Annotated in this window: 20 protein-coding genes and 1 riboswitch; of the genes, 8 read left to right on the top strand and 12 right to left on the bottom strand. The window is 65.1% G+C overall.

The genetic code is table 11. The features are described from left to right. Positions 1–46: 46 nt before the first annotated feature. A complete protein-coding gene (locus tag NR187_RS26440) occupies positions 47–241 on the bottom strand; it encodes a hypothetical protein (protein ID WP_211385277.1) in 195 nt (64 codons plus the stop codon). Positions 242–1784: 1543 nt separating this feature from the next. On the opposite strand from NR187_RS26440, the gene recA reads away from it, so the two are divergent. Both recA and NR187_RS26450 read left to right on the top strand, forming a co-directional pair. Continuing rightward, positions 1785–2873 carry a recombinase RecA gene (recA, locus tag NR187_RS26445; RefSeq protein ID WP_211385270.1) on the top strand — a complete coding sequence of 363 codons (1089 nt, stop codon included), beginning with the start codon at positions 1785–1787 and terminating at the stop codon, positions 2871–2873. A 126-nt stretch (positions 2874–2999) separates the two neighbouring features. Next, entirely contained in the window at positions 3000–3350 is a 351-nt protein-coding gene (locus NR187_RS26450) for a hypothetical protein (protein ID WP_211385269.1), read from the top strand. Positions 3351–3448: 98 nt separating this feature from the next. Here the strand turns inward: NR187_RS26450 and gcvP are convergent, their stop codons facing one another. The 3 genes from gcvP to gcvT are packed head-to-tail and all read right to left on the bottom strand — an operon-like array spanning position 3449 to position 7862. Further along, a complete protein-coding gene (gene gcvP / locus NR187_RS26455; RefSeq protein ID WP_256808187.1) occupies positions 3449–6316 on the bottom strand; it encodes an aminomethyl-transferring glycine dehydrogenase in 2868 nt (955 codons plus the stop codon). An 18-nt stretch (positions 6317–6334) separates the two neighbouring features. Further along, positions 6335–6703 (bottom strand): glycine cleavage system protein GcvH, encoded by a 369-nt coding sequence (gene gcvH, locus NR187_RS26460; protein ID WP_211385267.1) that lies wholly within the window; start codon positions 6701–6703, stop codon positions 6335–6337. A 10-nt stretch (positions 6704–6713) separates the two neighbouring features. Then, on the bottom strand, positions 6714–7862 hold the full coding sequence (gcvT, locus tag NR187_RS26465; protein ID WP_211385266.1) for a glycine cleavage system aminomethyltransferase GcvT: 1149 nt from the start codon (positions 7860–7862) through the stop codon (positions 6714–6716). 158 nt (positions 7863–8020) lie between these two features. Continuing rightward, a riboswitch (glycine riboswitch) is annotated at positions 8021–8111 on the bottom strand. 255 nt (positions 8112–8366) lie between these two features. On the opposite strand from gcvT, the gene alaS reads away from it, so the two are divergent. Next, complete coding sequence (gene alaS / locus NR187_RS26470) at positions 8367–11045, top strand: alanine--tRNA ligase (protein WP_256808189.1); 2679 nt, start codon at positions 8367–8369, stop codon at positions 11043–11045. A 6-nt stretch (positions 11046–11051) separates the two neighbouring features. Then, a complete protein-coding gene (locus tag NR187_RS26475) occupies positions 11052–12278 on the top strand; it encodes a cyclic nucleotide-gated ion channel (protein ID WP_211385264.1) in 1227 nt (408 codons plus the stop codon). 18 nt (positions 12279–12296) lie between these two features. Here NR187_RS26475 and NR187_RS26480 read toward each other — a convergent pair whose 3' ends face one another. The 3 genes from NR187_RS26480 to NR187_RS26490 all read right to left on the bottom strand — a co-directional run bounded on the left by NR187_RS26480 (position 12297) and on the right by NR187_RS26490 (position 14401). After that, positions 12297–12581, bottom strand: a complete 285-nt coding sequence (locus NR187_RS26480; RefSeq protein WP_256808190.1) for a DUF3303 domain-containing protein — start codon at positions 12579–12581, stop codon at positions 12297–12299. Between the two features lie 5 nt (positions 12582–12586). After that, the gene (locus NR187_RS26485) at positions 12587–13087 is read right to left on the bottom strand and encodes a DUF3455 domain-containing protein (RefSeq protein WP_256808192.1); all 501 of its coding nucleotides are present in this window, start codon (positions 13085–13087) and stop codon (positions 12587–12589) included. 99 nt (positions 13088–13186) lie between these two features. Then, on the bottom strand, positions 13187–14401 hold the full coding sequence (locus NR187_RS26490; protein ID WP_256808193.1) for an NADP-dependent isocitrate dehydrogenase: 1215 nt from the start codon (positions 14399–14401) through the stop codon (positions 13187–13189). A 354-nt stretch (positions 14402–14755) separates the two neighbouring features. Here NR187_RS26490 and NR187_RS26495 point away from each other — a divergent pair, with 354 nt between their 5' ends. Further along, positions 14756–15952 (top strand): TrmJ/YjtD family RNA methyltransferase, encoded by a 1197-nt coding sequence (locus NR187_RS26495; protein WP_211385260.1) that lies wholly within the window; start codon positions 14756–14758, stop codon positions 15950–15952. Positions 15953–16059: 107 nt separating this feature from the next. Here the strand turns inward: NR187_RS26495 and NR187_RS26500 are convergent, their stop codons facing one another. From NR187_RS26500 to mddA, 4 genes are read right to left on the bottom strand one after another with little or no spacing between them, the layout of a single operon-like run. Continuing rightward, complete coding sequence (locus tag NR187_RS26500) at positions 16060–16809, bottom strand: PaaI family thioesterase (RefSeq protein ID WP_256808194.1); 750 nt, start codon at positions 16807–16809, stop codon at positions 16060–16062. Positions 16810–16843: 34 nt separating this feature from the next. Further along, a complete protein-coding gene (locus NR187_RS26505) occupies positions 16844–17821 on the bottom strand; it encodes an NADPH:quinone oxidoreductase family protein (protein WP_211385258.1) in 978 nt (325 codons plus the stop codon). After that, a complete protein-coding gene (locus NR187_RS26510; RefSeq protein WP_249129221.1) occupies positions 17818–18477 on the bottom strand; it encodes a helix-turn-helix transcriptional regulator in 660 nt (219 codons plus the stop codon). Before NR187_RS26510 ends, NR187_RS26505 begins: the two co-directional genes overlap by 4 nt. Beyond that, positions 18474–19268, bottom strand: coding sequence for a methanethiol S-methyltransferase (gene mddA, locus NR187_RS26515; RefSeq protein ID WP_256808195.1), 795 nt, complete (start codon positions 19266–19268; stop codon positions 18474–18476). Before mddA ends, NR187_RS26510 begins: the two co-directional genes overlap by 4 nt. Positions 19269–19416: 148 nt before the next feature. Between mddA and NR187_RS26520 the strand changes: the two genes are divergently transcribed. After that, positions 19417–20979: an alpha/beta fold hydrolase gene (locus NR187_RS26520; RefSeq protein WP_211385256.1), complete on the top strand. Its 1563-nt coding sequence runs from the start codon at positions 19417–19419 to the stop codon at positions 20977–20979. Positions 20980–20985: 6 nt separating this feature from the next. Here the strand turns inward: NR187_RS26520 and NR187_RS26525 are convergent, their stop codons facing one another. Next, on the bottom strand, positions 20986–21648 hold the full coding sequence (locus NR187_RS26525) for a TetR/AcrR family transcriptional regulator (protein WP_211385255.1): 663 nt from the start codon (positions 21646–21648) through the stop codon (positions 20986–20988). A gap of 246 nt (positions 21649–21894) precedes the next feature. On the opposite strand from NR187_RS26525, the gene NR187_RS26530 reads away from it, so the two are divergent. Beyond that, on the top strand, positions 21895–22437 hold the full coding sequence (locus NR187_RS26530; RefSeq protein WP_211385254.1) for an OsmC family protein: 543 nt from the start codon (positions 21895–21897) through the stop codon (positions 22435–22437). Between the two features lie 35 nt (positions 22438–22472). Then, positions 22473–23585, top strand: coding sequence for an acyl-CoA dehydrogenase family protein (locus tag NR187_RS26535; RefSeq protein ID WP_211385253.1), 1113 nt, complete (start codon positions 22473–22475; stop codon positions 23583–23585). The last annotated feature ends 51 nt before the right edge of the window (positions 23586–23636 follow it).

The following is a 23636-nucleotide window of genomic DNA, read 5'->3' on the forward strand; positions in this document are numbered from 1 at the left end:
TCCAGGGTGCTCCGTGAAACGAAAGAGGCCGCCAAGCGAGGCGGCCTCAATTCAGCTTGCGGCGCAGCTTCTCCAGGATGGCGCGCTGCTGATCGATTTGCTCCTGGACCACCTGCCGGGCTTCCTCGGTGCGCGGGGTATCGCCCTCACTTGGAGGTTTCCGGGAGAGATCAATATTGGGTGCTTCTCTTTTTCCCATGCCGGACCACGGAGCCGTTATGTTCGGCGTTGTGTTCGGCAATGATTCCAAATCCGGGGAAGCGCGTCATTAATCCAGGTTAGGCCGCCCCAAAATCAAACCAGGCCGCTGAGGTCGGAAAACAGGTGAGCGCCCAGCCAGCCCCGCACGGGGGCCTTTTCGTTTATCGGAAACTAAAACGCCGCCTGCTTAAATGAAGCGCAGGCGGCGGCTTACCAGCCCCGAGGGGGATGATGCAAAACCCCGGTAAAGATTAGTCTACACGGACAAGGCCGAGGTTCAATGTTCCTGATTCGGAACATCCGCAGGGGCGGGTCACCAGGCAGGGGCACTGGCTCCTTCGAGTTGGAGGGGCGTCGGTGTTGCTACCTCGGAGCCTGCAGACCCGGTGATGAAAGCCACTGATCCACTTGCATCGCCGTTTCGGTCTGGCGCGCTTTCCGGATCATGGCATCCGCCAGGGGGCCGTGAGGAAGCTTATGCGCCTCGTCCTTGAGGCGATTTGCCTCGAGCATGAGGCGGCTCACAAGTGAAAGCTTGGGTCGGTGGGGTTTGGTGCGCGTCAAGGTGCTCTCCGTGAAGGAGGCGGGAGCGCAATACTCTCAGTCACCGATAGATGCCGATGGTGAGGCGGTGATGGGCGACAGTACGCGCTATGCGCGCAGCAAGCGATTCAATTCCGCATTGCAAAATGAGCCACTGCCAATTTCAAACCAGGGCCCCTGGGGCAGAGCCAGGTTCGTACCTGAACTCAGGTACCGGCCGACCGCCAACCGAGGCAGCCTTACTCCTTCTCGACCTCTATCCGCAGGCAATGTTCGCATCGGAAGACGGAGACCTTGCGGCGCAATCCCGAGGCTCCCAGCGTACTGATATGGGTCATGGCGCGGGTGCAAACCTCGCAGGACCGGGCTGGTCGTTTGACCTCGGACGTTCCCATGGGCGGGTAGAAATTGCACATCTCTGTTCTGGGGTCTGAGCAAAATTGCTCACCCACAGCGCCAACCAGCAGCGTTCCGCTTTTCGATACACCTAAAAGTTGCTCTGATCGAAACAGGCAGCCTCAGCTTTCAGGCCAGGCTTGGCAAGGGCCTCGATCCCGAAGACGGATGAAAGAGGCCGCCAACTGAGGCGGTCCTTACTGAGCGCTATGGGCGGTGCTGCCGCTTGGGGGGCTGGAAGAAGCGCTGGTCGGTAGCTGTGAGGCTGATCCCAACTTTTCTCTAATTCTATGCAGCATGTCGAGAAGACCAGCGCCGGTGACGACGTCCATTTCTTCCGTGGTAAGCTCGCGATGATTGCTGGTCATTTGTCCTGCTCCGAGCCATGGCGACTTTGCGCCGTATGATGTGAGCGGACTATGCTGGTTGACGGGTAGCCTCACAGTGACAATTGTCACACAGTCAAATCAGGCCACTCTCAAATTCAGATCAGGCCACTGAGGGTCGAAACAGGCCAGCGCCCAGATTCACAAAAGAACATATTGCGAACTTAGAACAAATGGGGTACATTGCCTTTATCGACGAGCCGCCGCGCCAATTGTTTTGTCCCTCACGCGAATCCTCGCCATAAGGAGCACGACCCAATGTCCACCACTGCCCTGCGTATCGTCGAAGGATCCTCCATGGACAAGAGTAAAGCTCTGGCCGCCGCGCTCTCCCAGATCGAGCGGCAGTTCGGCAAGGGCTCGGTGATGAAGCTCGGCAAGAACGACCGCTCGATGGACGTCGAGGCGGTCTCCTCGGGCTCGCTCGGACTTGATATCGCGCTCGGGATCGGCGGCCTGCCGAAGGGGCGCGTCGTGGAAATCTACGGGCCGGAATCCTCGGGCAAGACCACGCTGGCGCTGCACACGGTGGCGGAAGCGCAGAAGAAGGGCGGCATCTGCGCCTTCATCGACGCCGAGCACGCGCTCGACCCGGTCTATGCCCGCAAGCTCGGGGTCAACATCGACGAGCTTCTGATCTCGCAGCCCGACACGGGCGAACAGGCGCTGGAAATCTGCGACACGCTGGTGCGCTCGGGTGCGGTGGACGTTCTGGTGGTCGATTCGGTCGCGGCGCTGGTGCCGAAGGCCGAGCTCGAGGGCGAGATGGGCGATGCGCTGCCGGGTCTTCAAGCGCGGTTGATGAGCCAGGCGCTGCGCAAGCTGACGGCCTCGATCAACAAGTCCAACACCATGGTGATCTTCATCAACCAGATCCGCATGAAGATCGGTGTGATGTACGGCTCGCCCGAGACCACGACCGGCGGCAACGCGCTGAAGTTCTATGCCTCCGTCCGCCTCGACATCCGCCGCATCGGCGCGATCAAGGAGCGCGACGAGGTGGTCGGCAACACCACGCGCGTCAAGGTGGTGAAGAACAAGCTGGCGCCGCCGTTCAAGCAGGTCGAATTCGACATCATGTACGGCGAGGGCGTCTCCAAGATGGGCGAGATCCTCGATCTCGGCGTCAAGGCCGGCATCGTCGAGAAATCCGGCGCCTGGTTCTCCTATGACAGCCAGCGTCTCGGCCAGGGCCGCGAGAACTCCAAGGCGTTCCTGAAGGCCAACCCCGACATCACCGCCAAGATCGAGACCTCGATCCGCCAGAACTCCGGCCTGATCGCCGAGCAGATTCTGGCCGGCACCCCCGAGCGTGACGCCGACGGCGACGAGCCGGCGGACGAGTAAGCTTTAACGCGAAGAGTTTTTCGCGAGGAGCGGGCGCTGAGGACGTTGAGTTGCCGACGTCTTCGGGGCCCGTTTCGTTTTATGATACAAGAGATACCCGGATCAGTTAGTGAGCCCTGGATCGCCGTGAGTTGGAATCAATCCGAGGTCATTGCTGCTCGCCAGATCATTATTGAGATGGCGAAAGGCATACTTTCCGGAAGCGTGTCCCCGGTGGAAGGTGCCAGGGCAATTGCAAGGCACAGCTTCAAGGCTCGCCTCGAAGATGATCCCGATATCTTGCCCTTTGTGGGAATTGTTTCGGAGACTGAAGCCTTGCCGCTCGGACGCGAAAGGGCACACTGGCAGGCGCGCGCGCTCGCTGATCTGCAGGGCAACATCGATAAATCCCAAGCCTGGGCGCTCACCGTCGCGAGCACCCATTGCCAGAGCCTTGTGGCACGATCGGGAAGTCTGATGCGTTGGCCGGACGGCTAGATTGTAGGGTGGATTAGCCGAAGGCGTAATCCACCACTGTTCGTCTCCGTTGAAGCTGAAGTGGTGGGTCACGCTGCGCTAACCCACCCTACGATCCCTTACTCCGCAGCTTCCGCGTAATCGCTCACCGGCGGGCACGAACACACCAGGTTGCGGTCGCCATAGACGTTGTCGACGCGGCCGACCGGCGACCAATATTTGTCGGTGCGCGAGCTGCCCGCGGGGAAGCAGCCCTCGGCGCGGGTGTAGGCGCGATTCCACGCATCGTCGGCGATGTCGTGCACGGTGTGCGGCGCGTGGCGCAGCGGCGAGGCCTCGATCTTGAAGCGGCCCGCCTCGACCTCGGCGATCTCCTTCCGGATCGCGATCATCGCGTCGCAGAAGCGATCCAGCTCCGCCTTCGATTCCGATTCGGTCGGCTCGATCATCAGCGTGCCCGGCACCGGAAAGCTCATGGTGGGCGCGTGGAAGCCGTAGTCGATCAGGCGTTTTGCGATGTCGTCCACGGTGACGCCACTCGTGTTCTTCAGCGCGCGCGGGTCGACGATGCACTCATGTGCGACGCGGCCCTTGGCGTTCTTGTAGAGCACCGGGAAGTGCGCATCGAGGCGCGCCGCGATGTAGTTGGCGTTGAGGATCGCGATCTCGGTGGCGCGCTTCAAGCCTTCGCCGCCCATCATCAGGATGTAGATGTAGGAGATGGTCAGGATCGAAGCCGAGCCGAACGGTGCAGCCGAGACCGGACCGACCGGAGCGTCCGCTTGCATCGCCGGATGGCCGGGCAGGAAAGGCGCGAGGTGTGCCTTGACGCCGATCGGGCCCATGCCGGGGCCGCCGCCGCCATGCGGGATGCAGAAGGTCTTGTGCAGATTGAGATGGCTGACATCGGCGCCGTAATCGCCGGGCCTGCTCAGGCCGACCTGCGCGTTGAGGTTGGCGCCGTCCAGATACACCTGGCCGCCATGGCCATGCACGATGTCGCAGATCTCGCTTATGTGCTCCTCGAACACGCCATGGGTCGAGGGATAGGTGATCATCACCGCGGCGAGATTGGCCGAATGCTTCTCCGCCTTGGCGCGGAGATCGTTGACGTCGACGTCGCCGTTCTTCTCGCAGGCGACCACCACCACGTCCATGCCGACCATCGCAGCGGAAGCCGGGTTGGTGCCGTGGGCGGAGGAGGGGATCAGGCAGATCTTGCGATGGCTCTGCCCACGCGCCGCGTGATAGCCGCGGATGGCAAGCAGGCCGGCATATTCGCCCTGCGCGCCCGAATTCGGCTGCAGCGAGATCGCGTCATAGCCGGTGATGTCGCACAGCCATTTTTCCAGCCGTGCGAACATCGCGTGATAACCCTTGGCCTGCTCGCGCGGGGCAAACGGGTGCAGGCTGGAAAATTCCGGCCAGGTCAGCGGCATCATCTCGGTGGTCGCGTTCAGCTTCATCGTGCAGGAGCCGAGCGGAATCATCGCGCGGTCGAGTGCGAGGTCACGGTCGCTGAGCTTGCGCATGTAGCGCAGCATCTCGGTCTCCGAGCGATGCGCGTGGAACACCGGATGGGTGAGGAAGGAGGTCGTGCGCTTCAGCGCCTCCGGCAGCGCCTCGCGCGTGGTCGCATCTAACTCGGCGTAAGCAAGCGTGCCGCCGAACGCGCGCCAGACCGCTTCCACCGTCGCAGGCGTGGTGGTCTCGTCGAGCGCGATCCGCAATGCGGTTTCGCCGACGCCGAGATTGACCTTCTCTGAGGCAGCGCGCGCGACGATCTCGGCACGCCTCGTGCCGGCATCCACGCTGAGCGTGTCGAAGAAGCTGTCGCAACTCGGCGCGAAGCCGAGCTTGCGCAGGCCGGCAGCGAGCACGGCGGCGCGGCGATGCACGTTTCGCGCAATGTGGGTCAGGCCCTCGGGGCCGTGATAGACCGCGTACATCGAGGCGATCACGGCGAGCAGCACCTGCGCGGTGCAGATGTTGGAGGTCGCCTTCTCGCGGCGGATGTGCTGCTCGCGGGTCTGCAGCGCGAGGCGATAGGCGGGCATCCCGCGCGAATCGACGGAGAGGCCGACGATGCGGCCGGGCAGCGAGCGCTTCAGCGCATCGCGCACCGCCATGTAGGCCGCGTGCGGCCCGCCATAACCCATCGGCACGCCGAAGCGCTGGGCCGAACCGATCGCGATGTCGGCGCCGAGCTCGCCGGGCGAGGCGAGCAGCGTCAGCGCCAGCAGATCGGCGGCAACGATCGCGAGCGCGCCCTTGGCCTTCAGTGCCGCGATCGCGGGCCTGAGGTCGCGCACGGCGCCCGATGAGCCCGGATATTGCAGCAGCGCGCCGAGCACGTCGGCCTTGTCGAGATCGGCGAGGGGATCGCCGACGACCAGGGTCCAGCCCAAGGGCTCCGCGCGGGTGCGCATCACAGCCAGCGTCTGCGGATGCACGTCCTTGTCGACGAAGAAGGCCTTTGCCTCGACCTTCGAGTGCCGCTCCGCCAGCGCCATGGCTTCGGCCGCTGCGGTCGCCTCATCCAGCAGCGAGGCGTTGGCGACGTCGAGCCCGGTGAGGTCGCAGATCATGGTCTGGAAGTTGAGCAGCGCCTCCAGCCGGCCCTGGCTGATCTCGGGCTGGTAGGGCGTGTAGGCCGTGTACCAGGCCGGGTTCTCGAGGATGTTGCGCTGGATCACCGCGGGCAGGATCGTGCCGGAATAGCCTTGGCCGATCAGCGAGGTGAAGACCTGGTTCTGGCTTGCGAGCTCGCCCATATGCGCGATCGCCTCGGTCTCGCTGAGCGGCTTGCCGAGATCGAGCGGCGCGGCCTGCCGGATCGAGGCCGGCAGCGTCTCCGCCATCAGCGCGTCGAGGGTCCTGGCGCCGACGGTCTCCAGCATCGCGGCGACATCGCGCGCGGAGGGGCCGATGTGGCGCCGAACGAAGGTGGCGGCGGCGTCGCCGTTGGATTTGCGGTGCGCGGTCATCGCTTGCTCCATCGCTCTTTAAGCCGTGTGTGCCTTGTAGGCGGCTTCATCCATGAGGCCGCCGAGCTCGCTCTTGTCGGCGATCCTGATCTTGAAGAACCAGGCCTTGCCCTGAGCATCCGAATTGATCAGCGCCGGCTCGCCCGCGAGCTCGGCGTTGGTCTCGAGCACCTCGCCCGAGATTGGCGCGTAGACGTCGGAGGCGGCCTTCACCGATTCCACGACGGCGGCGGCTTCGGTCTTCTTCAGGGTGCGGCCGATCTTGGGCAGCTCGACGAACACGACGTCGCCGAGCTGCGACTGCGCGTAGTCGGTGATCCCGACGGTGGCGACGTCGCCGTCGATCGCGAGCCATTCGTGGTCGGAGGTGTACAGCGTCGTGGTCATTGTCTTGTCCTCAGCGTTTGTAGGTGTTTTTCACGAAAGGCATGGCGGCGACGGTGAGCGGCAGCCGCTGGCCGCGCACCTCGGCGAACAGTTTCGTATCGAGCGCGCTCAGGCTCGTCGGCACATAGCCCATCGCGACCGGTGCATTCAGGCTCGGGCCGAAGCCGCCGGAGGTGACCTTTCCGATCGGCTCGCTGGAGGCCGCATCCGCAAACAGCAGCGCGCCCTCGCGCACCGGCGCGCGGCCCTCGGTGCGCAGCCCGACGCGGCGGCGGCTTGCGCCGTTGTCGAAATGAGCGAGGATCTTGTCGGCACCGGGAAAGCCGCCGGCGCGCGCGCCGCCGCTGCGGCGGCTCTTCTGCACCGACCATTCCAGCGCGGCTTCGACCGGCGTGGTCGTGGTGTCGATGTCGTGGCCGTAGAGACAGAGGCCTGCCTCGAGACGCAGGCTGTCGCGGGCCCCCAAGCCGATCGGCAGCACATCCGCGTTGTCCAGCAGCGTCCTGGCGAGGCGCTCGGCGTCGCCTGCGGGGACCGAAATCTCGAACCCGTCCTCGCCGGTGTAGCCGGAGCGCGAGACGAAACAGTCGAGGCCGGCGACCTTGTGCGGGCCGGCATCCATGAATTTCATGGACGGCGCCTCTGCACACAATTTCGCCAGTGCCGATTCCGCCTTCGGACCCTGCAACGCGATCAGCGCGCGGTCCGCCAGCTGCTCGATGACGCAGTCGCCGGAGAGATTCGCGCGCAGATGCGCCTCGTCCTGCTCCTTGCAGGCGGCGTTGACGACCAGGAACAGATGATCGCCGAAATTGGCGACCATCAAATCGTCCAGCAGGCCGCCGTCCGCATTGGTGAACTGGGCATAGCGCTGACGCCCCGGCGCGATCGCCACGACGTCCTGCGGCACCAGCCGTTCCAGCGCGCGGGCGGCGTCCTCGACCCTGCCGGATTTCGGCCGTAGCGCGAGCTGTCCCATATGGGAGACGTCGAACAGGCCGGCTTGGCTGCGGGTATGGAGGTGTTCCTTCAGCACGCCCGCGGGGTACTGCACGGGCATGTCATAGCCCGCGAACGGCACCATCTTGCCGCCGAGCGACACGTGAAGATCGTAAAGGGGGGTGCGTTTCAGGGATTCTTTGTCGTCACGCGCAAGCATTACGGGGCCCTCGGCGGTTCCCCGGGAACGATTTCCCGTGGACACCAGTCGAAGCCCCATCTGTCGCTGTGCCTGAGAGTATTATCCCGTCGGCGGACGCTGTCCGGGTCGACCTTTAGAAGGTCATCGCCCGTCGGCGCCTCTTTCCAGATGTCGTCAAAGCCACGCGGTCCTTTTGCCTGAGAGTTTCCGGGGCGGTTGCTCCTTCGGCGCCGGCTGCCTAAAGCCGGTCTCTCCCGACGTGGCCGTACGATACAGATGGGTACAGACCACAGGGCGGCCAAGCCTGTCAACGCGGCATCGGCGGCTTTCAACGGGATTGCAACGGGATTGCAACGGGATTGCAACGGGGATTGCGCGCCTGCGGCAACCCACTGATCCGGTTGCACAGTTTCTGGACAGCGAAGCTGGCCTTGTCTAAAAGCGCTTTGGCCCGCAGATATCAGCCCAAACTTGCGGTTTGGATGGCGTATGGCGGGTCCAAGCACACCCGATTGGATGAACATGAGCGGCGTCAACGAGATCAGGTCGACCTTTCTGAACTTCTTTGCCGAGAACGGCCACGAAATCGTGTCGTCCTCGCCATTGGTGCCGCGCAACGATCCGACGTTGATGTTCACCAATGCCGGCATGGTGCAGTTCAAGAACGTCTTCACCGGCGTCGAGAAGCGGCCCTATCAGCGCGCCACCACGTCGCAGAAATGCGTGCGCGCCGGCGGCAAGCACAACGACCTCGACAATGTCGGCTACACCGCGCGCCATCTCACCTTCTTCGAGATGCTCGGCAATTTCTCGTTCGGCGACTATTTCAAGGAGCGCGCGATCGAGCTGGCCTGGAAGCTGATCACGTCCGAGTTCGGGCTCAAGAAGGACAAGCTGCTCGTCACCGTCTACCACACCGACGACGAGGCGGCGGGCCTGTGGAAGAAGATCGCCGGCTTCTCCGACGACCGCATCATCCGCATCCCGACCTCGGACAATTTCTGGGCGATGGGCGACACCGGGCCGTGCGGCCCGTGCTCGGAGATCTTCATCGATCGCGGCGAGCACATCTGGGGCGGACCGCCGGGCAGTCCCGAGGAGGACGGCGACCGCTTCCTCGAATTCTGGAATCTGGTGTTCATGCAGTACGAGCAGGTGACGAAGGAGGAGCGCGTGGCGCTGCCGCGTCCCTCGATCGACACCGGCATGGGGCTGGAGCGCATGGCCTGCATCATGCAGGGCGTCGACAGCGTGTTCGAGACCGACCTGTTCCGTCATTTGATCGACGCGACATCGTCCGCGCTCGGCAGCGGGCCGAACGAGCAGACCGTGGCCTCGTTCCGCGTCATCGCCGATCACCTGCGCTCCTCCGCCTTCCTGGTCGCCGACGGCGTGCTGCCCTCGAACGAGGGCCGCGGCTACGTGCTGCGCCGGATCATGCGCCGGGCGATGCGCCATGCGCAGCTGCTCGGCGCCAAGGAGCCGCTGATGCATCGCCTGGTCTGGGCGCTGGTGCGCGAGATGGGCCAGGCCTATCCCGATCTGATGCGCGCGGAAAACCTGATCGAGGAAACGCTGCGGCTGGAAGAGACCCGCTTCCGCAAGACGCTGACCCGCGGCCTTGCCATCCTCGACGAGAAGAGCGCGTCGTTGAAGAAGGGCGACATGTTCGACGGCGACGTCGCCTTCACGCTGTACGACACCTACGGCTTCCCGCTCGATCTGACGCAGGACGCGCTGAAGTCGCGCGGCATCAGCGTCGACCAGGCTTCCTTCACCGACGCGATGGAGCGTCAGAAGGCCAAGGCGCGCGCGTCCTGGGCCGGCTCGGGTGAGGCGGCCTCCGAGGCGATCTGGTTCCCGCTGCGCGAGAGGCTGGGTGCGACCGAATTTCTCGGCTACGAGACCGAGAGCGCCGAAGGCGTCGTCTCCGCGCTGGTCAAGGACGGCAAGGAAACGGGCAGCCTCAAGGCCGGCGAGACCGGCGCGCTGCTGCTGAACCAGACGCCGTTCTATGCGGAGTCTGGCGGCCAGGTCGGCGACACCGGCGTGCTGACGGGCGATGGCGGCATCAAGTTCCGCGTCACCGACACGCAGAAGAAGCTCGGCGATCTCTTCGTCCATATCGGCACATTGGAGAGCGGCGAGCTGAAGCTCGGCACCGCGCTGCAGCTCGAGGTCGATCACGGCAGGCGCTCGTCGATCCGCGCGCACCACTCGGCGACGCATCTCATTCATGAGGCGCTGCGCCAGGTGCTCGGCGACCACATCGCCCAGCGCGGCTCGATGGTTGCGCCGGATCGCCTGCGTTTCGACTTCGTGCATCAGAAGCCGATCACGGCGGAGGAGCTCGCCCGCGTCGAGGACATCGCCAACAACGTGGTGCTTGAGAACGACGAGGTCACGACCCGCGTCATGGGCGTCGACGAGGCCCGCGAGGCCGGCGCGCGCGCCCTGTTCGGCGAGAAATATGGCGACGAGGTTCGCGTCGTCTCGATGGGCCGCACCGCGCGCGAGCGCGGCGCCAACGCGCTCGGCTGGTCGGTCGAGCTCTGCGGCGGCACGCATGTGAAGCGCACCGGCGACATCGGCCTGATCACGCTGACCGGCGAGAGCGCGGTCGCCTCCGGCGTGCGCCGCATCGAGGCGCTGACCGGCAATTATGCACGCAAGCATGCCAACGACACCATGGCGCTGGCCAAGACCGCGGCCAATGAGCTGCGCACCTCGATCGACGACGTCCCGGCGCGCATCGCCGCGCTGATGGACGAGCGCAAGAAGTTCGAGCGCGAATTGTCCGACGCCCGCAAGAAGCTCGCGATGGGCGGCGGTGCGGCGAGCGGCAATGGCGCAGCCTCAGGCGTGCGCGAGGTCGGCGACGTCAAGCTGATGGCGCGCGCGGTCGAGGGCATCGAGATGAAGGATCTCAAGAGCCTCGCCGACGACGGCAAGAAGCAGATCGGCTCCGGCGTGGTCGCCATCGTCGGCGTCACCGAGGACGGCAAGGCCGGTGTCGTGGTCGGCGTCACCGCGGATCTCACCGCGCGCTTCAACGCCGTGAACCTGGTGCGCGTCGCCTCCGAGGCGCTCGGCGGCAAGGGCGGCGGCGGGCGGCCCGACATGGCCCAGGCCGGCGGCCCCGACGGGGCCAAGGCGACCGAGGCGCTGAGCGCGATCGAAAAAGCGATGACGGGCGCTTAGACAGCCATGGGCCTCGTTCCGCGGGGACGTGGCTTGCGCGATCCCGATTTGAGGGATCGCCTCTACGAACTGCTGGAGCACGATCCGCTGGCCTATTCGGCCGGGTCGCGCTTCATCCAGCTGATCATCAGCGTCATCGTGCTCAACGTGGCCGCGATGATCCTCGCCTCGGTGCCGGAGCTGGATGCGCAGTTCGGCGTGCTGTTCTCAGGCATCACTATCCTGTCCGTGATCGTGTTCGCGCTGGAATATCTAGCGCGGCTGTGGACGGTTGCCGGTCACACCCAGCGCAAGGCGTCCGCGCTGTCCGACCGGCTCTCTTATGCCTTCTCGTCGCTCGGCATCATCGACCTCATGGCGTTCCTGCCCGCGGGAATCGTGCTTATCGCCGGCCGGCATGCGACGCTGGCCGCGCTCGGCGTGCTGCCTTTCTTCAAGCTGGTCCGCTATTCGCCGGCGATGCGTTCGCTGCTCGCCGCCGTGCATGCCGAGCGGCGGGCGCTGATCGGCTGCATCGTCATCCTGATCGGCGCGGTCCTGACCTTCGCCTCGCTGCTCTACGCCATCGAGCGCGACGTGCAGCCGGATAAGCTCGGCACCATCCCGCAGGCGATGTGGTGGGCGATCGTGACGCTCGGCACCGTCGGTTATGGCGACGTCGTTCCGGTGACGGCGCTCGGGAAGTTCATCTCCGTTTTCACGATCATCAGCGGCTTCGCCATGATCGCGCTGCCGGTTGCGATCATCTCGACGGCCTTCGCCGAAGAGGTGAAGCGGCGCGATTTCGTCGTCACCTGGGGCATGCTGGCGCGGGTGCCGCTGTTCTCGCATCTGTCGGCCTCCGAGATCGCCGACATCATGCGGCTGCTCCGCGCCCGCACCATCGAGCAGGGCGAGATCCTGGTGCGGCGGGGCGATGACGCCTCGTCGATGTATTTCATCACCGCCGGCGAGGTCGAGATCGCGCTGCCGAGCCAGCATGTGCGGCTCACCGACGGCACGTTTTTCGGCGAGATCGCGCTGCTGCACAAAACCAAGCGCAGCGGCACGGTGACGGCGACGCGCAAGACCCGGCTGCTCGTGCTCGACGCCCAGGATTTTCACGCCCTGATCGCGCGCATGCCGACGCTCGCCGCGCACGTCCACCAGACGGCGAAGGCGCGGCTGGAGGAGACCGGCGATCTCGCCGCGGCGGAGCTGGCGCAGGCCGAGCGCGAGGGCACCGACCGCTGAGACGAATAGTCCCGGCGGTTACTTGCCGTCGAGGAAGGGCGCCACGACCTCGCGCGTCTCCTTGCTGGGCACCACCGGCACGATCTCGAACGTCATGCCAAAGCCCTGGCAGTTCAAAACCCATTCCTGCAACAGGCGTGCGTCGTCGCATTCCATCAGCTGGAAGCAGCGGTCGAAATTCGGCTCGATCCAGCTGCCGAGATATTTGAGCCCATCCGGGAATTTGACGCCTTCATCGCGGACGCGCCGGTAGACCGGAATGGGATCGTGGTCCTTGAAGCGTTCGATCACCATGAAAAGCATCGGTCTCAGCCCTTCTTCAGGAAAACATACTCGGCCGAATAGGGCGCGCTTTTGAACTCGCCGGCCTTCTCGCAAGAGCCCTCGAGCTTGCCGCCATGGGTCTTGATGCGCTGGACGGTGGTGACCGGCGTCAGCACGCCGCTGCCGCGGCGAGAGGCGACCTCCAGCTTGAGCCAGGGGATATCGGCGGCCGTCGCACCCGGCGCGTTGCCGATGGCCTTGCCGACCACGGCGCTGCCGTCGGCATGCTCCCAGTTCGGCCCGGCATAGTGCCGGCCGATGGTCTTGCCCTCGGCGAGCAGGGTGGCGATCGGCTCGCGAAAGGCCCAGGCGAGCTTGCCGTCGGCGGCTGCCTTGCACTCATAGACCTGCGCGCCCTCGGCGTGGACGCTGAGCACGACGCTCTCGCCGGGCGCGGCGATGGCGTCCGGGAGCGGGTCGGCGGCGAAGGCCGGTCCGATCAGGGCCGCGAGCAACAGGCTGGGGGCAGCAAGCTTGATCGACATGATCGCATCTCCGCAAAGGGGTCTCAAAAAACGAACGGGCCGCGCTGGAGGCGCGGCCCGTGATGATGTCTGGCCCAGTCGGGCGAAATTGCGGACGGCTTACGCCGCCAGCTCCTTGGTCAGGTTCTCGGCGACCTTGTCGAGGAAGCCGGTGGTCGAGAGCCAGCGCTGGTCGGCGCCGACCAGCAGCGCGAGGTCCTTGGTCATGTAGCCGGCCTCGACGGTGTCGACGCAGACCTTCTCCAGCGTGTTCGCGAACTTGGCGAGCTCGGCATTGTTGTCGAGCTTGGCGCGGTGGGCGAGGCCGCGCGTCCAGGCGAAGATCGACGCGATCGAGTTGGTCGAGGTCTCCTTGCCCTTCTGGTGCTCGCGGAAGTGGCGGGTCACGGTGCCGTGGGCCGCTTCGGCTTCGACCGTCTTGCCGTCGGGGGTGAGCAGGACCGAGGTCATCAGGCCGAGCGAGCCGTAGCCCTGCGCGACCGTGTCGGACTGCACGTCGCCGTCGTAATTCTTGCAGGCCCAGACGTAGCCGCCGGACCATTTCAGCGCCGAGGCCACCATGTCGTCGATCAGGCGGTGCTCGTAGGTCAGACCCTTGGCCTCGAAGTCCTTCTTGAACTCGCGGTCGTAGATATCCTGGAAGATGTCCTTGAAGCGGCCGTCATAGACCTTGAGGATGGTGTTCTTGGTCGAGAGATAGACCGGGTAGTTGCGCAGCAGGCCGTAGTTGAGCGAGGCGCGGGCGAAGTCGATGATGGAATCGTCGAGATTGTACATCTCCATGGCGACGCCGGCGCCGGGCGCCTTGAACACTTCCTTCTCGATCACGGTGCCGTCCTCGCCGACGAACTTCATCGACAGGGTGCCCTTGCCCGGGAACTTGAAATCGGTGGCGCGGTACTGGTCGCCATAAGCGTGGCGGCCGATGATGATCGGCTTGGTCCAGCCGGGAACCAGGCGCGGCACGTTCTTGCAGATGATCGGCTCGCGGAAGATCACGCCGCCGAGGATGTTGCGGATGGTGCCGTTCGGCGACTTCCACATCTGCTTGAGATTGAACTCCTTCACCCGGGCCTCGTCCGGGGTGATGGTGGCGCACTTGACGCCGACGCCGACCTTCTTGATGGCTTCGGCGGCGTCGATGGTGACCTGATCGTTGGTGTGGTCGCGGTACTCCATCCCCAGGTCGAAATACATCAGGTCGACATCCAGGAACGGAGTGATCAGCTTGTCCTTGATGTACTGCCAGATGATCCGGGTCATCTCGTCGCCATCGAGTTCGACGACGGGATTGGATACCTTGATTTTTGCCATGATCGGGGAAGCCCTCTTGGGAACGGCGCCGCTGGCGCCAACGTGAATATCCGCCGCCTCTTAGCACCGCCGCGCGGCGGGCGAAAGCCAAGTGATTATGCACTTTTAGCCGATCCAGCTTCCCCAGATGGGGGGCGGGGTGCGGCACCGTCGCGGGGCGGGGTTGAGGTTTCGGGCGAGATTCAAAAGTCGAATCCAACCCGTTATTTCCCTTGAGAATTTCGTCAGGACAGGCAAACGACAGGCGAACGGGCAGAGCCGGCCCCGCGGCCGGCTTTGAATCAATTCCTAACAGCGCCTTGTCCTGAAAGCGTCTTGGCAAGGCCTTGAGAACCAGTGTGAAAGCGAAGCGAGATGTCGGGGACTGACAAGACCAAGGCGGGCCTTTCCCTCGACGGTCCCATCGTGATCCTGGTCGAGCCGCAGCTCGGGGAAAACATCGGCATGGCCGCGCGCGCCATGGGCAACTTCGCGCTGAGCCGATTGCGCATCGTCAACCCGCGCGACGGCTGGCCCAACATCGCCGCCCAGCGGGCGGCCGCCGGTGCCGACTACATTCTGGACAAGGTCGAATTGTTCGACACGGTCGGCGAGGCCGTCGCCGATCTCGACCTGCTGTTCGCCACCACCGCGCGCCCCCACGACCAGGCCAAGCCGGTGGTCGGGCCTGAGGCAGCAGCAAGCGAGATCTCCGGCCACGTCGCGACCGGCGGCAAGGCCGGTATCCTGTTCGGCCGGGAGCGCTGGGGGCTCACCAACGAGGAGGTCGGGCTCTCCAACCGCATCATCACCTTTCCGGTCAATCCGGGCTTCGCCTCGCTCAACCTCGCCCAGGCCGTGCTGCTGGTCGGCTACGAATGGTTCAAACGGGCGACCTCGGGCGAGCTGCCGCACAGCATGCCGGAACGTTCGGAGCGCGCCTCGCAGCACCAGATGCAGGCCTTCTTCGACAATCTGATCCGCGAGCTCGACCGGGTCGAATTCCTGCGCCCGGCCGAGAAGCGCGACACCATGCTGGTGAACCTGCGCAACATCTTCAGCCGGATGGAGCCGACCAAGCAGGACATGCACACCCTGCACGGCGTGGTGATGGCGATCGCGGAAGGGCGGAAGGGTCCCGCCAAGGGCGGCGTGCTCGACGGGGAGCAGGCCACGCGCCTGCGCGCGCTGTTGGCCGAGCACGGGCAGGGTGGTGTCCCCGACAGCGGCTCGACGGTGCGCGGGCTCGCCCGCCTGCTCCGCCGCAACCCGACCGACGCCGAGCGCCTGCTCTGGCAGGCCCTGACCCGCGACCGCCGCTTTGCAGGAGGGTTCAAGCGTCAGACCCCGGTCGGCCGCCACATCCCTGACTTCGTCTCGTTCCCGCACCGGATCGCGATCGAACTGGTGAACCCGGGCGAGGGGGAGACGATCGCGGCAGACCGCGCGTCGCGGCGGGCCTGGCTCGAGGCGCGCGATTATCGCGTGCTAGAGATTCGGGCGGCGGATGTCGAACGCGATATCGAGGCGGAGCTGGTGCGGCTGCAGGAGATGATCGAGCAGAGCGCGTAGGTCTCGTCGGGCAAAGGTCTTGCAGGGGGGCAAAGCGGAACGTGCCCACCGGTGCGCATCGGGCAAGGGGAGAGACGGTAGGCACGGCGCTGCGCGCCTTTGCCCACCTACGAAGGACGCCCAAGCTGCACCTCGCGCTGGACCTCGATCCATGTCGCCCGCGCCACGGCCAGCAACCTCCCGGCTTCATCATGCGCCGCGGCTTCGGCCGTGCGCTTGCGGCCGTCGCGACCGGTGGGCCAGGCCGTGATGATGCAGCGGTCGCCGGGGCGGGGGCGGGCCTCGATCCGGGCCGACATTCGTCCGAGCAGCAGTGGCGTCTTGTCGAAGCTGCCGTTCTGCTGATCGCAATTGCAGGCGAAGCCGGTGGGGCAGTCGAGTGCCGACCAGAGGAATTCTGGCGCGACCAGGCCGTCCTCGGCGGCGAGATTCTTATCCGGCGTCCAACTCGCTGCGAGAACGGCATTGTGACGCCCGAGCGAGCCGGCGAAAATGCGCAGGCCGTCGCCTTTCGCCCTTGCCGGACCGCACACGAAGCATGTCGGCAGCGGATGCTCGTGCGGCTTCAGCGGCGTCAGCAACTCGGCGGCGCAGGCCTCCTCGAAGCTGGCTGTTTCCAGTCGCGCAAGCTCGACATTTGCGGCCCGTCCTGTCGCGACGACCCTGGCGCCGTCGCGAAGCTCCCATGTGCTGTCGTCCGTTGCAACCGCATCGAGCGGCTTGTCCAGGGGAGGCGGTGCGCGCAGCGTCACCTCCGCAGCCCCGGGGATGTGGCGGGCGAGCCGGCCGCAGACATAGCCGCCGTTGCCGGAGTTCGGAGGACCGCAAAAGCGGTTGTCGATGATGATCTGTGTCATCGGTGTGTTTCTCTCCTGCCGTGGCCCGCTTACCTTACCTGACCTTTAGGACAATTCGTCCTTGAACCGTCCGGCTCGCCACGGCGCGCATGGCGTCCCCGGCATCCTCCAAAGGGAGGATGCGATCGACGTGCGGGCGGATTTTTCCGTCGGCCAGCAATTGCATCAGCGTGTCATTTGCGCGCGCTGCCTCTGTCGGGAATTTCTCCACCCAGGCGCCGGCAAAGACGCCGAGGATGGAATAGTTTTTCAGCAGCGGCAGGTTCATCGGGAGCTGCGGAATTTCGCCGCTGGTGAAGCCGATCGGCATCAGCCGTCCGGCCCATTTCATCAGCCGGGCGATCTGCTCGAAAATCGCGCCGCCGACATTGTCGAAACCGATGTCGATGCCTTCCCCTGACGTGATCGACTTGATCCGGTCGCGCAGATCCTCGCTGCGATAGTTGACGATTTCGCCGGCCCCATAACGGCGCACCAGGGCAGCCTTGTCATCGGAACCGATACCGGCGACGACGCGCAGGCCCAGTTGACGGCCGAGGTCGACGGCGGCCAGTCCAACGCCGCCGGCGGCGCCCGTGACGAACAGGGTTTCGCCGCGCTGCGCCCGGGCTCGCTCGACCAGCGCATAATAGGCCGTGCCATAATTGTGCAGGACCGTCGCCGCGGCCTCGAACGCGATGCCATCCGGCAACCGCACGCTCTTCGATTCCTTGGCAATCATCCGTTCGGCGTAGCCGCCGGTCCAGGCGCTGCAAGCCACACGGTCGCCGGGGGCGAATGTCGTGACCCCGTCGCCGACCGCGACGACGACACCGGATGCTTCAGTGCCGGGCACGAAAGGCGTCGGTGGCCGCATCTGGTAGAGGCCAGAAACCAGCAACTGGTCCATGAAGCTCACGGACGCCGCGTGGACATCAATGAGAATCTCGTCACGGGCCGGCTTCGGCTCGTCGATCTCGCCGAGGCGCAAATCGCCCGGCCCGGTGAACGAGCTGCACAGAACTGCTTTCATCGTGGTGCTCCAGTGGATTGTCTGCATTCGGCAGGTTTTCTCAACGGCGTCGCATATCCCGCGACGAGCTTGACGAAATCGGCCTGTCGCGCGGCGCCGGTCTTTTCAAACAGGCGGCGGACATGCGTCTTGATCGTCGTGCCGGCGACGCCGAGCGCGGCCGCCACTTCCGGAACGCCGCCGAGCTCGACGATCGCGAGCAGCACGCGCAACTCGGTCGGCGTCAGTCTGAATGCCTTGCCGATCACTTCGGAACGCGGCGGCATCGTCAGCGCGGCCCTGCGAACGAACAAGGCTGCTGCGGCGCTGCAGGCCACATCCGCACACCGGCGCGTGCCGGATGGCAGCGGCAGGGCATGGGCGACGTAGCGCTGTCCATGGGTCCCGATCATCGGCACTGAAGTTTCGCCGACCTGTCCCGCCGCCGCGAAGAGCTGCTGCAAGGTCTGGTTGGCCGCGAGATCGCAGGCCGCGAGGTGCCCGCGGATTTCACGCAGGATGTCGCGCGCATCGAGAATGGCCTGGCCGGCCGTATTGGCGTGAACGAGACGCGCGTCCGCGGCAACGAGATACAGGCCGACGTCGAGCCCATCGAGCGTATCGGCGAATGTGGCGGCATCCACGGACATTTTGGGGAGAGAGAACAGCGCGTTCATCGCGGCGCTCCTGCAGGGCGGCGATCGTCCGTCCGGCGGCGGCCGAACAGACGCGGCACCAGCATGGGAACGCGCCGGCGATACTCCTGATAGGTCGCGCCGAACTCGGCGATCAGATCTCGCTCCTCGAACTGTAGCCCGACCAGGATGTAGGCCGTGTTCGCGATCGCGAACAGCAGATGGCCGGCGGTCATCTCGGGCGTCGCCCAGAACGCGAGCAGAAAGCCCAGCATGAGCGGATGCCGCACGATCTTGTAGAGCAGCGGCGTCCTGAACGATTGACCCGAGATCTTGGTCCCGCGGAACGTAACGAACGCCTGACGCAGACCGAACAGATCGAAATGGTCGATCATGTGGGTGGAGGCAAACGCGATCAGCCAGCCGAGCCAATGCACGCCGATCAGCAGCCAGGCCACCATGCCACTGGTTTGCCAGATCGGTGCCGGAATCGGACGCCACTGCCAGAACAGCAAAAGGAGGATCAGGCTGGACAGCAGCACATAGGTGCTGCGCTGGCAGGCGAGCGGAAGGAATTTGGCCCACCATCGCTTGAAGGCCGGGCGCGCCATGACGGTGTGCTGGATTGCAAACAGGCTCGTCAACAGCAGGTTGACGGCGATGGCCTCGCCCCAATTCGTGGGGCCGCCAACGTCGATCGGCATATCGATCGACATATCGATCGACTTGGGCACGACATAATTGCCGACGAAACCGAGCGCGTAGAGAAACGAAGCCGTGAATACGGCATAGCTGACGAGGGCGTAGAGCAGGATTGCGAGGCGTGCGAACATGGTTTTTCCTATTGTGCCGACGGCAACGGTGCCGCATGCAGGAGCCTGAAATGCTCGCTGGCGAGCGGGTGCGATCTGCCCCGATTGTTAGCGGTGGACCGTCCCCTGTGCGTCCCCCCGGGGCGCCGGCTGGGGAGGGAGGATCTTCATGACGGCTTTCTCGCTGGGGGCGTTCGGGTTCCCGGAGGTTCATGCCGACGGACGCTCGATCAAGCTGAACCTGCGCAAGGGCCTTGCGCTGCTGATCTATCTTGCGGAGGCCAAAGGCGCCGTTGCGCGCGATGTCATCGCCACTCTGCTTTGGCCGGAAACGCCCCGAGAGACCGGTCTCGCCCGATTGCGGCGCCTGCTTCACCGCATCGAGCTTACGCTTGACCAACCGGTTTTCGAGACCGACCGCACCAGTGTGCGTTGGTCACCGGCGGTCGAGCTGAAGATCGACTCGCAGCTGTTCGAGAGCGCCTGCGATCGCGGCGAGTTTGAAGCGGCCTGCCAGCTTTATCGGGGTGACTTTCTCGCCGGCTTCTCTCCGGACCACTCTCCTGAATTCGACGACTGGTCATTCTTTCGCCGTGAGGCGCTGAGGGGACGGCTCATGCACGCGCTCGAACGTCTCGTGCAGGACAAGAATACAGCCGGCGATCATTTTGCCGCGACCGCGCATGCGGGCCGTCTGGTCGAGCTCGATCCGCTCAGCGAGGTCTATGGCCGGCATCTGATCCGAAGCCTGCTGCTCGCCGGCGACCGAAGCGCGGCGGAGCGGCATCACGCGGCACTGACGCAGCGTCTGCGCGACGAGCTTGGCGTCGCGCCGGAAGCCGAGACCGAAGCGCTGATGAGCCCCGCGGCGGCGCCGCATTCCGTTCCGGCGACACGCTATGTGAAGGGCTCAGATGTGCATCTTGCGTATCAGACCTACGGAAGCGGCCCGCTCGACATCCTGGTCATGCCCGGCTTCGTGTCGCATGTGGAGCGCGCCTGGGAGCATCCCGCGAGCCGGACGTTTCTGGCGTCGTTGATGAAGCTTGGACGCCTGATCGTGTTCGATCGCCGCGGCATCGGGTTGTCCGACCGGGTTGGATCGGCTCCTGATATCGACGTCACCGCCGAGGATATCGGCACCGTGTTGCGGGCGGCGGATGCGCGCCGCGTCGTGCTGTTCGGGGCATCCGAATGCGGGCCGGCCTGCATCAAGTTCGCGGTCGATGACCCGCACCGCGTGGCCGGGCTCATTCTGTTCGGTGCGCTGGCCAAGGGCTGCTGGTCACAGGACTATCCGCACGCGCTGCGCGCCAGCCAGTATGACGCCTGGAGCCGCCACCTCATCGCGCAATGGGGCGGGCCGGTCGGGATCGAAGCCTTCGCGCCGAGCCTGGCCAATGATCCGCAGGCGCGCGCCTGGTGGGCGGGGCTGCTGCGCGCCGCCTCCAGTCCCGGCGGCATCTCGGCCGTGCTCGCGGCGTTTCGCGATGCCGACGTGCGGCACCTTCTGGCGCGAATTGCCGTGCCGACGCTGGTGCTGCACCGGCGGAACGACCAGGCCGTGCGGATCGCCGCCGGCCGCGACATCGCGAGCCGGATCAGCGGCGCGGAGTTCGTCGAGCTCGACGGCCATGATCACTGGTTCTTTGCCGGAGATCAGCAGCCGGTGCTCGCGGCGATCAGGCGGTTTACGGAGGCGTTGCCGCGGGAGGGGAAGGCGGGGCGGTAAGAGAGATCACACCGCCTCGAGCTGATCCGCCGCGCGCTTCTTCCTTGCCCTGGACTGGCTGAGCAGGGGGCCCGCCGTCAGCGCCGCCGTATCGGCCACGCCCGGATCGCGCGACACCATCGCCGCGACGATGGCACCGTCGATCAGCAGGCCGAGCTGATGCGCCAGCACGAGGGGTTCGCTGGATCCGAGCTCGCCGGCGAGCTTCTCGATGTGGCCGAGCACGATCTTCTTGTGTTTCAGCGCGATATTGCGGAACTGCTTGGCGTCCTTGTCGTGCTCGCCGACCGCGTTGATGAAAGGGCAGCCGTAGAAGCGCTCTTCCGCAAACCAGCTCTTCAGCGCCGGGAAGATGCGCGTGAGTTTGGCCTGCGCGTCGCCGCCGCCTTCCTCCATGGCGCCGATGAACCATTCGCGCCACTGCTTGCCTTCGCTCTCCAGCACCGCGTTGACGAGATTGGTCTTGGAGCCGAACAATTTATAGAGCGTGGTCTTCGCGGTGCCGGCTTCCTCGATGATCGCATCGATGCCGGTGGCGTTGATTCCGTTCTTGCAGAACAGATGCGTCGCGGCGCTCAGGAGGCGCCCGCGCGCGGACTCGTCTTCGCCCGTGACGGCGTGGGGCGAATTCTTCTTCGATGACGGCTTGTTCGGTGAGGGCTTGGCCATGAGTCCAAACTTACCCGCAGCAGCGCCGCATCAGCAAGCCGCATCTGTTCCGAGCCGAAAAGATTCGCACGAGAAGGCGCATCTGCATCGCCTTTGAGCAAACGGCGGCTGATCAATCCGCAGGCAGCGCAGGCTAAGCGGCTCCAATGCTTCGCCTTTTGTTTTTGGCCGGCTCTGGCACGCTCCATGCAAGGAAACAGACCGTTCGGTATCCTACCGATTTCCACTTCTGCCAGGGAGAAGATGATGACTGCCGTCGTTCAGAAGACAGTGCTGACGGGTTGCCTCGCGCCCATCGACAAGAATGGCCTCGAGCAACTGATCGCGAGCGGCAAGGCCAATCCGAAGGTCGTCAAGACCTTGAAGTGCAAGACGGTCGCGGAAGGCAAGTTCCGCCACGCCAACTACATCCGCAATCTGCCGCCCTACATCGTCGACGAGCCCCCGGGTCTTCTGGGTGACGACACCGCGCCAAATCCGTCGGAAGCCTCGCTCGCCGCGCTCGGTTCCTGCCTTGCGGTCGGCCTGCATGCCAACGCCGTGCACCGCGGCTGGATCGTCAACAAGCTCGAGCTCGAACTCGAAGGCGACCTCAACATCACGGCCGTCTGGGGCACCGGCGACGTCTCCGACAAGCCGGTCGGCTTCACCGATGTGCGCGTCAAGGTCGACATGGAATGCGAGGGCATCTCGCAGGACGAGATCAACGCGCTGGTCGCCCATGTGAAGAAATGGTCGCCGGTCGCCAACACCTTCACCCGCCCGGTCAATCTCGAGGTCGGCGTCTAGGCTGACGGCAACAGGGCAAGGTGCGGGAGACGATCATGGGTTCACTGGCTTTATCACGGGCCGAAGTTTTGGATCAGCCCGCACCGTCCATTGCAGGGGAGGTGGCGCGGATCGCGCGGGCGCAGCTTGCGCCGCTCGCCGCCGGCATCGACGACGGCACGGTCTATCCTGCCGCGGTGTTGCGCCAATTCGGCGAGGTCGGCGCCTGGAGCAGTCACGTGCCCCACGAAGGTCCTGCCGATTTGCGCTGCGCCATCCAGGCGATGGCGGCGATCGGCGAGGTCTGCGGCGGCACCGCCTTCATGGCCTGGTGCCAGAACACGCTGGTCTGGTACGCCGCCAACTCCACCAACATGAAGCTCGCCAAGCGCTTCGGCGATGCGTTCTCGACCGGCCGGGTGCTCGGCGGCACCGGGCTCTCCAATCCGATGAAGAGCTTCTTCGGTATCGAGAAGCTCAAACTGAAAGGGCGAAAGGTCGACGGCGGCTACATCGTCCGCGGCGCGCTGCCCTGGGTCTCCAATCTCGGTCCGGACCATTACTTCGGCACGATCTTCGAGCGCGAGGACGAGCCGGGCACCGTGATGTTCCTGGCTGACTGCGCTGATCCCGCCATCACGCTGACGCCGTGCAAGCCGTTCCTCGCCATGGACGGCACCGGCACCTATGGCGTGCAGTTCCGCGACACATTCGTGCCGGACGAGCTGATCCTGGCCGACCCCGCCGCGCCTTTCGTCAAGAAGATCCGCGCCGGCTTCATCCTGCTCCAGGCCGGCATGGCGCTCGGCCTCATCAAGGACTGCATCAACATCATGGACGAGGTCGACAATCCGCTCGGCCACATCAACCGCTATCTGCCGCAGCAGCCGGTGCATTTCCGCGATCTCGCCGCCGAGCTCGAGGCGGAGACCATGGAGCTGGCGCGCGATCCGTACAACGAGGAGGAGACCTACTGGCGCAAGGTGATCGCGCTCAGGCTTCGTGCCGGCGAGGCCAGCGTCGCGGCGGCGCATGCGGCGATGCTGCATTGTGGCGCCCGCGGCTATCTCAAGAGCCACCGCGCGCAGCGGCGTCTGCGCGAGGCCTATTTCGTCGCGATCGTCACGCCGGCCACCAAGCAGCTGCGCAAGATGCTCGCCGAGTCCTGAGTTTCAAGTCTCGAGTTTCAAGTCCTGAGTTTCGAGTCCTGAGCTTCACGA

Source organism: Bradyrhizobium sp. Bra64, assembly GCF_024519875.1.
Lineage (GTDB): Bacteria > Pseudomonadota > Alphaproteobacteria > Rhizobiales > Xanthobacteraceae > Bradyrhizobium > Bradyrhizobium japonicum_G.

What these genes read in the sequence shown, in the direction of transcription:
- mddA (WP_256808195.1), bottom strand. Translation starts at nt 19,268, where the DNA reads ATGTTCGCACGCCTCGCAATCCTGCTCTACGCCCTCGTCAGCTATGCC.
- NR187_RS26480 (WP_256808190.1), bottom strand. Translation starts at nt 12,581, where the DNA reads ATGCTTTTCATGGTGATCGAACGCTTCAAGGACCACGATCCCATTCCG.
- NR187_RS26535 (WP_211385253.1), top strand. Translation starts at nt 22,473, where the DNA reads ATGGGTTCACTGGCTTTATCACGGGCCGAAGTTTTGGATCAGCCCGCA.
- NR187_RS26475 (WP_211385264.1), top strand. Translation starts at nt 11,052, where the DNA reads ATGGGCCTCGTTCCGCGGGGACGTGGCTTGCGCGATCCCGATTTGAGG.
- NR187_RS26490 (WP_256808193.1), bottom strand. Translation starts at nt 14,401, where the DNA reads ATGGCAAAAATCAAGGTATCCAATCCCGTCGTCGAACTCGATGGCGAC.
- alaS (WP_256808189.1), top strand. Translation starts at nt 8,367, where the DNA reads ATGAGCGGCGTCAACGAGATCAGGTCGACCTTTCTGAACTTCTTTGCC.
- gcvT (WP_211385266.1), bottom strand. Translation starts at nt 7,862, where the DNA reads ATGCTTGCGCGTGACGACAAAGAATCCCTGAAACGCACCCCCCTTTAC.
- NR187_RS26510 (WP_249129221.1), bottom strand. Translation starts at nt 18,477, where the DNA reads ATGAACGCGCTGTTCTCTCTCCCCAAAATGTCCGTGGATGCCGCCACA.
- NR187_RS26505 (WP_211385258.1), bottom strand. Translation starts at nt 17,821, where the DNA reads ATGAAAGCAGTTCTGTGCAGCTCGTTCACCGGGCCGGGCGATTTGCGC.
- NR187_RS26520 (WP_211385256.1), top strand. Translation starts at nt 19,417, where the DNA reads ATGACGGCTTTCTCGCTGGGGGCGTTCGGGTTCCCGGAGGTTCATGCC.
- NR187_RS26485 (WP_256808192.1), bottom strand. Translation starts at nt 13,087, where the DNA reads ATGTCGATCAAGCTTGCTGCCCCCAGCCTGTTGCTCGCGGCCCTGATC.
- gcvP (WP_256808187.1), bottom strand. Translation starts at nt 6,316, where the DNA reads ATGACCGCGCACCGCAAATCCAACGGCGACGCCGCCGCCACCTTCGTT.
- gcvH (WP_211385267.1), bottom strand. Translation starts at nt 6,703, where the DNA reads ATGACCACGACGCTGTACACCTCCGACCACGAATGGCTCGCGATCGAC.
- NR187_RS26495 (WP_211385260.1), top strand. Translation starts at nt 14,756, where the DNA reads ATGTCGGGGACTGACAAGACCAAGGCGGGCCTTTCCCTCGACGGTCCC.
- NR187_RS26530 (WP_211385254.1), top strand. Translation starts at nt 21,895, where the DNA reads ATGACTGCCGTCGTTCAGAAGACAGTGCTGACGGGTTGCCTCGCGCCC.
- recA (WP_211385270.1), top strand. Translation starts at nt 1,785, where the DNA reads ATGTCCACCACTGCCCTGCGTATCGTCGAAGGATCCTCCATGGACAAG.
- NR187_RS26525 (WP_211385255.1), bottom strand. Translation starts at nt 21,648, where the DNA reads ATGGCCAAGCCCTCACCGAACAAGCCGTCATCGAAGAAGAATTCGCCC.
- NR187_RS26500 (WP_256808194.1), bottom strand. Translation starts at nt 16,809, where the DNA reads ATGACACAGATCATCATCGACAACCGCTTTTGCGGTCCTCCGAACTCC.